This window comes from Streptomyces sp. NPDC049887, from assembly GCF_040656535.1.
Lineage (GTDB): Bacteria > Actinomycetota > Actinomycetes > Streptomycetales > Streptomycetaceae > Streptomyces.
Genome location: NZ_JBFAMM010000035.1, coordinates 1 through 12,568, shown reverse-complemented (window position 1 = coordinate 12,568; position 12,568 = coordinate 1). Strand labels below are relative to the sequence as shown.

9 protein-coding genes are annotated in these 12,568 nt (G+C 74.4%); 4 read left to right on the top strand and 5 right to left on the bottom strand.

Annotated features, from left to right (window positions below; all coding sequences use genetic code 11):
• Window positions 1-505 precede the first annotated feature (505 nt).
• Entirely contained in the window at window positions 506-1,270 is a 765-nt protein-coding gene (locus AB0J10_RS30155; protein WP_363065992.1) for a hypothetical protein, read from the top strand.
• Between the two features lie 275 nt (window positions 1,271-1,545).
• Here the strand turns inward: AB0J10_RS30155 and AB0J10_RS30150 are convergent, their stop codons facing one another.
• Both AB0J10_RS30150 and AB0J10_RS30145 read right to left on the bottom strand, forming a co-directional pair.
• A complete protein-coding gene (locus tag AB0J10_RS30150; RefSeq protein WP_363065990.1) occupies window positions 1,546-3,063 on the bottom strand; it encodes a hypothetical protein in 1,518 nt (505 codons plus the stop codon).
• Between the two features lie 11 nt (window positions 3,064-3,074).
• The gene (locus AB0J10_RS30145; protein WP_363065988.1) at window positions 3,075-3,854 is read right to left on the bottom strand and encodes a GntR family transcriptional regulator; all 780 of its coding nucleotides are present in this window, start codon (window positions 3,852-3,854) and stop codon (window positions 3,075-3,077) included.
• 644 nt (window positions 3,855-4,498) lie between these two features.
• Here AB0J10_RS30145 and AB0J10_RS30140 point away from each other — a divergent pair.
• On the top strand, window positions 4,499-5,368 hold the full coding sequence (locus AB0J10_RS30140) for a (2Fe-2S)-binding protein (RefSeq protein WP_363065986.1): 870 nt from the start codon (window positions 4,499-4,501) through the stop codon (window positions 5,366-5,368).
• A 268-nt stretch (window positions 5,369-5,636) separates the two neighbouring features.
• The gene (locus AB0J10_RS30135) at window positions 5,637-6,692 is read left to right on the top strand and encodes a DUF2637 domain-containing protein (protein WP_363065984.1); all 1,056 of its coding nucleotides are present in this window, start codon (window positions 5,637-5,639) and stop codon (window positions 6,690-6,692) included.
• Between the two features lie 407 nt (window positions 6,693-7,099).
• On the opposite strand, the gene AB0J10_RS30130 is transcribed toward AB0J10_RS30135, so the two are convergent.
• From AB0J10_RS30130 to AB0J10_RS30120, 3 genes are all read right to left on the bottom strand, one after another.
• A complete protein-coding gene (locus AB0J10_RS30130; protein WP_363066070.1) occupies window positions 7,100-7,513 on the bottom strand; it encodes an ATP-binding protein in 414 nt (137 codons plus the stop codon).
• A gap of 121 nt (window positions 7,514-7,634) precedes the next feature.
• The gene (locus tag AB0J10_RS30125) at window positions 7,635-9,377 is read right to left on the bottom strand and encodes a pyruvate dehydrogenase (protein WP_363065982.1); all 1,743 of its coding nucleotides are present in this window, start codon (window positions 9,375-9,377) and stop codon (window positions 7,635-7,637) included.
• A 27-nt stretch (window positions 9,378-9,404) separates the two neighbouring features.
• Window positions 9,405-11,069, bottom strand: a complete 1,665-nt coding sequence (locus AB0J10_RS30120; protein ID WP_363065980.1) for a protein phosphatase 2C domain-containing protein — start codon at window positions 11,067-11,069, stop codon at window positions 9,405-9,407.
• A 412-nt stretch (window positions 11,070-11,481) separates the two neighbouring features.
• Here AB0J10_RS30120 and AB0J10_RS30115 point away from each other — a divergent pair.
• On the top strand, window positions 11,482-12,568 hold a 1,087-nt coding region (locus AB0J10_RS30115; RefSeq protein WP_363065978.1), incomplete at its 3' end, for a helix-turn-helix domain-containing protein.

Below are 12,568 nucleotides of genomic sequence, written 5' to 3'. Positions count from 1 at the left end.
TGTCTTCTGTCTTCGGGCCTCGGGCCTCGGGCCTCGGGCCTCGGGCCTCGGGCCTCGGGCGGGAACGACCGGCGCCGGGGGTGGCCTCTCACGGGAAGCCGGCCACCGGAGTGACGCCCCCGCGGAGTCCCGCGCAGGCGACACCCGCCGGTCCGGCCGGTCCGAACAGCGCGGGCGGCCACCCGTGGAGGACCGAGCGAGGGACGACGGACACGGCGCCGACCTGCGACGCAGCAGACGTCCGCACTTTCGCGAGGGGAACGGCTACGCACCTGCGCGCGGTGAGGAGTCGTCAAGCGGCGTACATGCGTTCAGCCGAACGTCTGGGAATCATCGACCGGGCCCGGATCGCACCGGAATTGCACGGCCTTCGTCGATCAAACCCGCGGCGATTGTGAATTGATTCACCAGACCCCTTGGCCACGTAGCCCGATCCGTGCTCTCATTCCGTCTGACTCAACAGCACAATGGCGCGCTTGGGGAGGGCAATGTGGCGTATACCGCCATGTCTGGTTCCGGAACCACAGCAAGTGACGATCCACTCCAGACCGCGGTATGGCGGCTGCGCTCGCGCGGCTGTTGGACGGACGCGGCAGCCCTCCTCGCCCCCCGCGCGACGTCGCCCGCGCTGACCCTGCAGCGCGCCTCGCTCCTCGTGGAACGCTGTCTGTTCACCGGCGCCGGCTGGGCGGACGCGGAGGACGCCCTGCGCGCGGCGGAGGCGGCGGCGGGGGACGACGGCGAACGGGGCGCGGCCGCCTGCGAGCGGGGTCAACTCGCCTACGCCTCAACCGTGCTGGGCGTGCGCGACCGGGCCGACGAGGCCCGCGCCGCCCTCGGCCGGGCAGCCGCGCTGCTCGCGCCGGACGCGCCGGGCCGACCGCTCCTCGACTTCCGCCGGGGCCTCGTCGCCGAGCACCTCGCGGACTCGGCACAGGCGGCCCGCGCGGCCTACCACCGCGCCCACGCCGGCGCTCTCGCCCACGGCGACACACTGCTGCTGTCCTTCACGTGGCGCCATCTCGCCGCACTCGCCCTGCGCGACGGCGAACTCGCCGAGGCAAGGCAGGGGTTCACCGAATCGCTGCGTATCCGCGAGGAGTTGGGCTATCTGATCGGCACGGCCCCGGCACTGGCGGCGCTCGCCGACACCGAGCCGGAACCGGAGGCCACCCGTCTGCGTACGGAGGCCACCCGCCTCTTCCGTCTGCTCGGCGGTGTCCCGACCTGGCTCGCCGACCAGCTGGCCCCGCCGGCCCCGGCGGCCTGACGCGTCGAGTGCCGTCCCGGCGGGGGACGCGCCCCGTGCTCCCCCGGTCGGTGCGATGTCGCCCACGCCGCTCCTGGCGGCGAACCGCCCAGGGGGAACGCACCCCGATCGGTCGGTCGATGGCCGCACAGGCTGTGTGACATGTCACGCGTGCAGGCTGCGGTGACGGGACGCATCGCGTGCCGCCCCGTCGGGCACAGCACGACCCGTCGGCACGACCCGTCGGCACGACCCACGAACCGTCCAAGCTGTGACGCTCCGGCGCACCCGGCCGGTCAGGACGGAGCGCGTGCCGTGACGCGGAACAGTGTGTCGTCCGTGCCGATGACGATCGACCCGTTCTCCGGCACCGCCACCGCCCGGACCGGCGGGCCCGGTCGCAGCGGCAGGGCCTCGTCCGTACCGAAGCGGCGGAGTTCGACGAGTCCGTCCGCCCAGGCGACGGCCAGCGCCCGGCCGTGGACCGCGAGCGCGGTCACCGGGACGCCCCGTTCCACGAACGGGGTGCTCTCCGGACGGCGACCAGGCGTCCAGGTGCGGACCGTGCCGTCCGCACCCCCGCTGCACACCAGCGGAGCCGGGCCGTCCGCCACTGCCACGGCGGTCACCCTGCCGCGGTGCGCGGCTGCCTGGTGCATGCCGTCGTGACCGAACGCGTGCAGTGATCCGTGGCGGTCGCCGACCAGGACGAGCCTCGCCGTGGCGGCCAGTGCGGTGCCGGGATGCGCGTCCAGGGTGGCGGCAACCGCGTCCGTGAGAGGGGTGTCGCCGTGGGTGCGCAGGCGGCCACGTTCGTCCAGCATCAGCAGGGTGCCGTCGGGCAGGGGGGCGAGCGCCGTGATCCGCACGGGCATGGTGGCCGTCCCCGGCGCGGGAGTGGCGTCGGCGGGGTGCACGGAACGTATCGCTCCGCGTTGGTCGGCGACGAGCAGATGCCGCGACCAGCGGCCCGTGCCCTGGGCGAGCGCCGCCACCGGACCGGGCCAGGGCGGGGAGACATCGCCGCGCACCCGGGTCCAGTCGGACCGCCACGGAGCCGCGGTGGCAAGGGTGTCGAGGGCAGGGCGAAGGCGGGGGTCGGCTTCGTCGCCGAGCGAGGTGAGCAGGACGAGTGCCCGCTCGGCCGGCGACTGTTCACGGATCAGCGACTGGCCGGCCCGGAACCAGGCGGCGCGCAGTCCGCCGTGCTCGTCCGGCCCACGCCGTTCGCCCGGGTCTCCTGCCGGACCGTCCTGCCCGTCCCGACGCCGGTCCGGCCCGCCGACCCCGTCCGGGCGTCCTGTCGGACCGTCGTACGTGTGCGGGCGTCGCTGCCGGCCGTGGTTCCCGTTCCGGCGTCCGCGCGGACCGCCGGCGCCGTGCTCGTACGCGGCCGTCACGCCCACGGGATCCGCGGCGCAGACCACGGCCGGGTCGCCGAGGTCCGGAGGTCCGGCGCGGACCGGCCCCACGAGGGCGTCCCCGCTTCCGTCCGCCGCGGCACCGGACGGAGGCGCGGCCGGGTCCCGATCCGGCCCGGGAGAGCCGTCGCCTGCGACTCCCGGTGCCCGCGCTGGTGCCGTGACCAACCGGATGTGACCCAGGTCCCGCAGGACGCGCACGAGTTCGGCCACCTCGGCCGACTCCCCGGCGCCCCGCGGCGGCGGGACGACGGCCACTCCCGTGAGACCGATGCCCGTGAGGGCGCCGACCAGTTCACCGGGGCTCCTGGCCACGACGCCGAACCGGTTGGCCAGGGCCCACACCGCGCCGCGCACGCTCTGGGCCGGAAGGGGGACGACCGGGTCGGGCACCGCTCCCCGCCCTAGCGGTCCGCGCCGTTGAAGTGCTCCCGTACGAGGGAGGTCACCGTGGCCAGGTCCTGCACCATCAGCGCCTCCAGCAGCGCCGCGTGCTCGGCCGCGTCGGCCACGAGGTCCGCACGGCGGGGCGCGGGGGCGCTCACGAGGGGCCACTGCGAGCGCCGGTGGAGGTCGTCGGCGACGGCGACGAGTTGGTCGTTGCCGGCGAGCGAGAGGACGGCGCGGTGGAAGGCGCGGTCGGACTCGGCGTAGCCGGCCCGGTCACCGGTCGCGGCGGCGCCGGCGGTCGCCTCGGCGAGCGGTACGAGTTCGGCCCAGCGGGCGGCCGGTACGGTACGGGCGAGCCGCAGCATCACCGGCACCTCGATCAGGGCGCGGACCTCGGCGAGCTCGGCCAGTTCCCGGGCCGTGCGCACGACGACCCGGAAACCGCGGTTCGGGATCGTCTCCACCGCTCCTTCGAGGGCGAGTTGCTGCATCGCCTCGCGTACCGGGGTGGCGGAGACACCGAACCGCTCGCCCAGTGCGGGAGCCGAGTAGACCTCGCCGGGACGCAGTTCGCCGCTGACGAGAGCCGCCCGGAGGGCGTCCAGGATCTGGCCGCGCACGGAGTGCCGACGGACGACCGTGCCGGGCGCCGGAGGTTCGCTGTGGGTGTGCTCGCCTCGGACGTGCGTACCGGACGGAGGCTCCGTCCCTTCGTCATGCCCGCGCGGCGCCGAGGCCCCGGTGCCGGACCGCTCCCGGCCGGCTGCCCCGCCCGGAACGCTCCCCCGGCCCACGGACGGAGGCCGGGCACCCGGCGCACGCTCCTCGCGGGTCTGCCCCGGTACCCGGGCCTGCGCCTCCCCGGGACGGGGGGCCGCGGCGGGGTGGGGCCCCTGGGCGGACCGCTCCGCTCGCGCCCGGGCCTGAGCCGGGACGTGCGACGGACGCGGACCGGCCTCCGGAGCCGGGCCCAGGGCCGAAGCCGGGCCGTACGCGGAAACCGGGTCCGGGGCCGAAGCCGGGCCATACGCGGAAACCGGGTCCGGGGCCGAAGCCGGGCCGTGTGCCGAAGCGGGGCCATGAGCCGAGGCCGACCCCCGGGCCGGAACCGGGGCGCCTGCGGCATCCGGTTCCTGCGTCGGGCCCGGGAGCCGTCCGGATCCGGGGCCGGAGCCGGAACGGGGGTCCGAACAGGGGCCGGGAGCGTGCTCCGCCCGCGTCTGCCCGGGAACGCGGACGGACGCGGACGGCTGTGCCGCGGCATGGCCGCGCGCTCTGCCCTGCTCCACTCGGGTCCTCCTCCGCCTGCGCTCCGGGCCCGGCTCGCACGGCACGGGTCCTGCGTGCACGATAGGCGGACGGGGTCACAGTTCAAACACGCATCGCGTCGGGTAAGGTAAGGCTAACCTGCCAACGATCGCGATTCGGTGGTCCCCGCATGACGGTCCCCGCTGTTCTTCACGGCTCGCGGCCTTCCGCCCCCTCTCCCGCCACGGCGCCCTTGACCGGCGCGTACGCACGGATGTCGGCGGTGTTCCCCGGGCTCGGGGTGCGGGAGCTCGCGGAGGGCGAGCCGGCACCACGCGGCGCCGGCTGGGTCGCGGCGGCGGACCTCGCGGCCGGCGGCGCCGCCCTCGACGCGTTCCTTGCGTGGGACAACGCACAGGTGCTGCAGGACTACGGACAGCAGGCCCGCCCGGACGTCGTCGCGAGCTTCGGGCTCCACCGCTACGCCTGGCCGGCCTGCCTGCTGATCACGGTGCCGTGGTTCCTGGAGCGGCGTGTCCCTCGGCTGCCCGTCCGGGACGTCTGCTACCAGCGCGCCCACGGCCGCATGGCGGTCCGCGTCCGCTCCTTCTCCTGCCTCCCGGGCGACCCCGCCGCCGGACACCCGGGCGCGCGCGTGGTCGCCGACGAGGGCGCACTGCGTGCGGAGGTGCGGGACGCCGTCGCCGAGCACCTGGAGTCGATCCTCGACGGCTTCGGTCCGCGCATGCGGCGCGGACGGCGCGCCCTGTGGGGTATGGCGACGGACGAGGTCGTCGAGGGGCTCTGGTACGTGGCGCACCTCCTCGGCGAGGAGCGCCGCGCGATGACGGAGCTGGAGGCACTGCTGCCCGGCGCCACCAAGCCGTACGTCGGCACGGCCGGCTTCCGCGAACTCACCGGGCCGTCCGGGGAGCCGCTGCCCACCAGGGACCGGGCGAGCTGCTGCATGTACTACACGCTGCGTCCCGAGGACACCTGCGTCACCTGCCCCCGAACCTGCGACGCCGACCGGCTGCGACGGCTCACCACGCAGGGCTGACTCGCGCCGGCGCCCCCGAGGTCCGGCACACACCCGACGGCGCCCCGATTCGGCACCGCCCGAGGGCACGCTCGACCGGCGTCCCGTGAGCAGCCGTAATCGAACTCAATTCCTCCCACCTGATGGGATGTTCGAGAGAAAGGCACCTATTCGCAGGTCGTGCGGCCCCCTTGGCGCCCACTTGCCGGGAAACCCCCTGTCCGCGACGGCACTTCGGCCAATATGGCGCGCGAAACGCCCAACGCGATGCAGATGCAAGGGACACCGCATGAGACTGACCGACATATCGCTCGACTGGCTGCTTCCGGGCGGCGTGTTGCTCGCAGGGGTCGTCGCGGCGGTCGCGGTGCTCGCGCGCGGCAGGCGCACCCGGGGCAGTACCGCGACCGAGGACTCGTGGGAGCGCAGCGAGGAACGCCGCAGGCGCAAGGAGGCCGTCTACGGCACCGCCTCCTACCTTCTGCTCTTCTGCTGCGCCGCGGTCGCCGCGGCACTCTCGTTCCACGGCCTGGTCGGCTTCGGACGGCAGAACCTGAACCTCTCCGGCGGCTGGGAGTACCTGGTCCCGTTCGGCCTCGACGGCGCCGCGATGTTCTGCTCGGTGCTCGCCGTGCGTGAGGCCAGCCACGGCGACGCCGCGCTCGGCTCGCGCATACTGGTCTGGCTGTTCGCCGGTGCGGCGGCCTGGTTCAACTGGGTCCACGCGCCGCGCGGGCTCGGTCACGACGGCGCCCCGCACTTCTTCGCGGGGATGTCGCTGTCCGCGGCCGTGCTCTTCGACCGGGCCCTGAAGCAGACCCGTAGGGCGGCGCTGCGCGAGCAGGGCCTGGTGCCCCGGCCGCTGCCGCAGATCCGGGTCGTGCGGTGGCTGCGGGCGCCCCGTGAAACGTTCGGAGCCTGGTCGCTGATGCTGCTCGAAGGGGTGCGCACCCTCGATGAGGCGGTCGACGAGGTACGCGAGGACCGGCGCCGGAAGGAACAGGAGCGCTTGCGCCGGCGCGACCAGGAGAAGCTGGAGCGGGCGCGGCTGCGGGCACTCAGCCGGCAGCACCGGGCGTGGGGGCGGCGCGGCGGACGTCAGGTGGCGGTCACCACCGCCGTGAGCGGTGGTCTCCCCGGCTCCACGGCGGCCGTCGGAACCGTCACGGAACCCCCCATGGCGGAGTCCGGGCAACTGCCGTCGCGCGCACGGCCCTCCCTGCAGGCCGTCAAGGGCGGTGACCCCGTCACGGTCGATCTGACGGCCGAGGACGACACCCAGGCGCTGCCGCGTCTGGAGTCCCTCGAGCAGAAGCTCAAGCATCTCGAGCAGCAGTTCGGCTGACACCGCACGGCAGTGGCACGGGCGGGCCCTTCACCGGAGCCCGCCCGTCCGCGTAGCACCCGACCGCCGCCGCGTCGTATCCGCGGTGCCGCCTTGGCACGAACCGGCCCGCGCCGCACACCCCGATGCAGGACCGGCCCGCGCCGCACACCCCGACGTAGGGACCGGCCCGCGGGCTCGCACCCCAGGGGCAGTGGCCCCGAGCCACACGCCCAGTCCAAGGCGACCCGAGCCTCACGCCCCACCGTGCGAGCGATCCCCCGGACCGGCCCCCGCAGGCACTCCGGCCCGCGTCGCCGCACCCGTCACCCCCTTGACCCCGTCACGCCCTTGACCCCGTCACCCCCTTGACCCCGTCACGCCCTTGACCCCGTCACCCCCTTGACCCCGTCACGCCCTTGATCCCGTCACGCCCGTCCACCGTGCAGTTCGAACCACACCGCCTTGCCCAGGCCGTGGGCCCGTACGCCCCACGCGTCCGCGAGGCTCTGCACCAGCAGCAGGCCCCTGCCGTGCGTGCTCTCGTCGGGCACGGGCTCCGCTGGCGGCTCCACCAGCCCGGTCGTGAAGTCCCGCACCTCGACCCGCAGTCGGGCGGGCGCCACCGTCGCCGTGACGACCGCACCGTCCTCCGTGTGCACCAGCGCGTTCGTCACCAGTTCACTGGTCAGCAACTCCGCCACCTCGGCCGAGCCGGGCTCGCCCCAGTGGCCCAGCAGGGCCCGCAGGGCCCTTCTCACCTCCGGTACCGCCCTGAGGTCCGCGCGCCTCACGCTGCGCCGCAACTGCGCGGCGCCCGACCCTTCCTGACGCCCCGCCATCTTCCCCCACCGCACGTCGGAACGGTCCCTTCCCCTTCGGTCGTCCCGTCCGGCTCGAACAGGCACTCCCGGAATGCATGCCCCGCGGACGTGCCGCCACGCATGCCGATTTCACCCGCAGTCACGGACGCGGCACGTTCCGCAGGTTCGATCGCGCCATCTGGACCATCCGGCCGACGCCGCCGTCCAGCACGATCTTGCTCGCGGAGAGTGCGAAACCGGTGACCATCTCGGCACTGATCCTCGGGGGGATGGACAGGGCGTTCGGGTCGGTGACGACGTCGACGAGGGCCGGGCCGTCGTGCGCGAAGGCGTCCCTGAGCGCGCCCGCGAGCTGCTTCGGCTTCTCGACCCGGACGCCGTACATCCCCGCGGCCCGGGCCAGCTCGGCGAAGTCCGGGTTGAGGTTGCCGGTTCCGTACGAGGGGAGACCCGCGACCAGCATCTCCAGCTCGACCATGCTGAGCGAGGAGTTGTTGAACAGCACGATCTTGACCGGCAGGTCGTGCTGCCGCAGGGTGAGCAAGTCGCCCATCAGCATGGTGAATCCGCCGTCGCCGGACATCGAGACGACCTGGCGGTCACGGTCGACGAACTGGGCGCCGATGGCCTGCGGCAGGGCGTTCGCCATCGAGCCGTGGCTGAAGGAGCCGATGATCCGGCGCCGGCCGTTCGGGGTGATGTAACGGGCCGCCCAGACGTTGCACATGCCCGTGTCCACCGTGAACACGGCGTCGTCAGCGGCGAGTTCGTCGAGAACCGAGGCCACGTACTCCGGGTGGATGGGCACGTGCCTGTCGACCTTGCGGGTGTACGCCTTGATCACGCCCTCCAGCGCCTCCGCGTGCTTCTTCAGCATCTTGTTGAGGAAGCGCCGGTCGTTCTTCAACCGCACGCGCGGGGTGAGACAGCGGAGCGTCTCACGCACATCGCCCCAGACGGCGAGATCCAGTTTGGAGCGGCGGCCGAGGTTCTCGGGCCGGATGTCGACCTGGGCGATCCTCACATCGCCCGGCAGGAAGGCGTTGTACGGGAAGTCCGTGCCGAGCAGGATCAGCAGGTCGCACTCGTGGGTGGCCTCGTAGGCGGCGCCGTAGCCGAGCAGTCCGCTCATGCCGACGTCGTACGGGTTGTCGTACTGGATCCACTCCTTGCCGCGGAGCGCATGCCCGACGGGTGACTTGAGGCGCTCCGCGAACTGCATGACCTCGTAGTGCGCGCCGGCGGTGCCGCTGCCGCAGAAGAGCGTCACTCGGTCCGCCTCGTCGATCATCCGGGCCAGGGCGTCGATCTCGGCGTCGCCGGGCCGGACGGTGGGACGCGAGGTGACGAGGGCGTGCTCGATCGACTTCTCCGGCGCGGGACGGGATGCGATGTCGCCCGGGAGGGCGACGACGCTGACGCCGCTGCGGCCGATGGCCTGCTGGACCGCGGTCTGCAGCAGGCGGGGCATCTGCTGGGGATTGGAGATCAGCTCGCAGTAGTGGCTGCATTCCTTGAACAGCTGGTCCGGATGGGTCTCCTGGAAGTAGCCGAGACCGATCTCGGACGACGGGATGTGCGAAGCCAGGGCGAGGACCGGGGCCATGGAGCGGTGGGCGTCGTACAGTCCGTTGATCAGGTGCAGATTGCCGGGGCCGCAGGAGCCGGCGCACGCGGCGAGCCGGCCCGAGATCTGCGCCTCGGCGCCGGCGGCGAATGCGGCCGTCTCCTCGTGGCGGACCTGGACCCAGTCGATCGCGGAGTTGCGGCGGATGGCGTCGACGACGGGGTTGAGGCTGTCACCGACGACTCCGTACAGCCGCCGCACGCCGGCGCGGACGAGGATGTCGACGAACTGTTCTGCGACGTTCTGCTTGGCCATGGATCCATCTATCCACGGTCCCGGCGGTTACGCCTCCCAGACGGCGCACGCCGTACGGTCGTCGGCGTAGCCCTTCACCCGCAGCTGGGTGTCGGCCAGGTACGCGGAGAGACCGGGCGGCTCCGTCCCGGCCCAGCGCTCCGCCAGCTCCTCGGCGAGCGCGGTCTCGCCGCGCAGGGGGTCGGCGAGGCCGTTGCTGCAGAGCAGAAGCGTGTCCCCCGGGCGGGCCACGGAGGCACGGAACAGGAACGGCTGCGCGGGCGCCGGCACGGGCGTGTCGAGGTGCGGCGACGCGGGCCCGGTGACGCCCAGGTCCATGGTGAGCCGGTCGCCCTCCCCGTTCCCGGGTGGCGGGGAGCCGTAGCCGACGACGGGCTCGCCGGCGAGGGCGTCGGGGAGTGGCGGTTCGAGGTCCTGCCAGCCGCCGTCGCGCAGGCGGAACAGCCCGCCGGCACCGACGCCGAAGAACACCCGCGTGCGGCAGGCGGGGTCGGCGGACAGCAGCAGGCACCGCAGGCTCGCCGTGTACTCCTCCGGGGTCACGCCCAGTTCGGCGGCGCGGGCGCGGAGCTTGCCGAAGGAACGGTCGGTGAGCCGGTGGAGTCCCGACTTCAGGTCGCCGCGGCGGCCGTCCCGTATGTCCTCGGCGAGCCGGGCGCGGCTGCGGCCGACGGCGCCGCCGATCCAGCGGCAGGCGTCGGCGGCGGCCAGGTGCGCTCCTTCGGCGGCCCGCGCGCCGGTGGCCACGGCGACCAGCACCAGGGCCCCCTCACCGGCCCCGAAGCGTACGGTGAGCAACGCGTCGCGCCGGGGCTCACCGCGGTACCGGGCCGAGTCGCCCCGCACGGACGCGGCCCGCAGGGCGAACGCGCCGTACCGTGCACCGTCCAGCACGGTGTCGGCGACGATCCCGTCGAGATCCTCCGGGTCCGCGGCGGGCAGTGCGGTGGGCTCGGCGTCGTACGTGGGCGGCCGGTCCCCCACGTATTCGCCCTCGCCCCTGCCTCCGGTGCCCTCCTGGCGGCGTGGCCACGGCACGGCCCCGCGTCGCCCCGCGTTCCGGGGCACCGGGTCCAGGGGCGCGTCGGCCGCTCCGGAGGGCGGCACGGCGGGCTTCGGCGGGAGTGCCGTTGCGGACTCCCCCACGGGACTCCCCACGGGCGGCGCACCGGCTGCAGCCCGCGGGGGCGTCGCCGGCGGGGGCGGAGGCGTCGCCGGCACGGGGGGCGGCCCCGGCGGAGGCGGAGCTGCGGCGGAGGCTGCAGGGGCGGGCGGGGCTGACGAGGCGTCAGGCTTGGGCCCACCGGGGGCCGCCGCGGGCGGCGCCGGTACGGAGGACGGCGGCACCGGGCTCTCGACGCCCGGCGCAGGGGCGGCGGAGGCGGTGGGGGCGGACGGGGCAGTGGGCGCGGGCCACCCGGACTCGGTGCGGGACGGGCGCGGGTCCTCGGCTGAACACGTCGGGCCGGACGGGGCGGCGGGCGGCTCCCAAGGAGCGGCGCCGCCTCGGCGGGACGGGTCCCACCAGGTACCCGGGGACCCTTCGGGACCCACCGTGTCCACCGCGGAGTCGAAACGGTCGTCGAGTGTGTCGCCCGCCGCCGTCGTGGGGCCGGTGTCCGGGGCGGACTCGTCGTACAGCCGGTTCCACCAGTCGTCGCCCGCGGCGGGCCGCTCCCCCTGCTGACTCATGCCCTTATTGTCCACCGCGGGGGCCGAACGAAAACGGCGTATTCCGCAAAGCCCGGTCCGCAGGCACGCCCGCCGGGCGTCCCGACCCTCGCGGGAAGGACGCCCGGCGGACGTTCGGGTGGTCAGCGAGCTTCGGTCGCACGGCCGTTGACGTCGGCCGTTGGCGTCGGCCGTCGCCGCGTGGTGTGTGCTGTCATGTGGTGCGTGCCGCGTCCGTCGTGTGGGTGCTGCCGCTGTCATATGTGTGCTGATGCCATACCGGTTGTCCGTACGGTGCTGGTGGTGGCGCCACATCGGCAGGGTCGGAAGCCCTCCGGGGACGAGGCCGGGCGGCGGGTTTACGCCGTGGCCGGTTTCCGCCACGATCGTGTCCGCAGCTGGCGGAACGGTGAGGTCCGGGGAGGGCTCAGGGGTGCTGGGAGCAATAGGTCTCGACGCGAGGCAGGAGTCGGCGTATCGCGCACTGGTGGCGCTGGGCGCCGCGGAGGTGGCCGACCTGGCGCACCGGCTCGCGCTCCCGGAGGCCGACGCCGAACGGGCGCTGCGGCTGCTGGAGCGTCAGGGACTGGCCGCTCAGTCGTCCGCGCGCGCCGACCGCTGGGTGGCGGCACCGCCGGGAGTCGCGCTCGGCGCCCTGCTCACCCGGCACCGCCACGAACTGGAGCAGGCGGAACTCGCTGCGGCGCTGCTGGCCAAGGAGTACCGGGTCGAGTCCGCGAATCCGCCCGTGCACGACCTGGTCGAGGTGGTCACCGGCGCCGGCGCGGTGGCCCACCGCTTCCTGCAGCTCCAGCTGGGGGCGTCCGAGGAGGTGTGCGCGCTCGTCACCGGGAGGCCGCCGGTCGTCCCGGGAATGGACAGCGGGGCGGAACAGCGGGCGGCGCGGCGTGGTGTCGCGTACCGCGTGGTCATCGAGCGCGAGGTGCTGACGCTGCCGACCGGGCTGGTCGAGGTGTCGGCCTCGCTCGGTCGCGACGAGCACGTCCGGGTCGTGGACCGGGTACCGACCAAACTCGTCGTCGCCGACGGGACGCTGGCGATGGTCCCGCTGACGGGGCGCGGCTCGGAGCCGGCGGCGCTGGTCGTCCACGCGAGCGGACTGCTGGAGTCGCTGACCGGTCTGTTCGAGGCCGTCTGGCGGGACGCGCTGCCGCTGCGCCTCGGCGGGAGCGGCGAGGTGACGCAGGACGGCCCCGCGGGCCCGGACGCCGCGGACCTGGAGGTCCTGTCGCTGCTGCTCGCCGGCATGACGGACGCGAGTGTCGCCAAGCAGCTCGACCTCGGCCTCCGCACGGTCCAGCGGCGAGTCAAGGGCCTCATGGAACTGGCCGGTGTGACGACCAGGCTGCAACTCGGCTGGCACGCGTACGAGAAGGGCTGGGTGGCACGGTCGGCCGGCGAGCCCCGGTCGGGCGGCCCGGCCACGGGTGCGGCCGCGGTCTCCGGGGCGGCCGGGCCGGCTGCCGAGGCGGACGCCGGCGGCGACGCGGGTTTCGCGG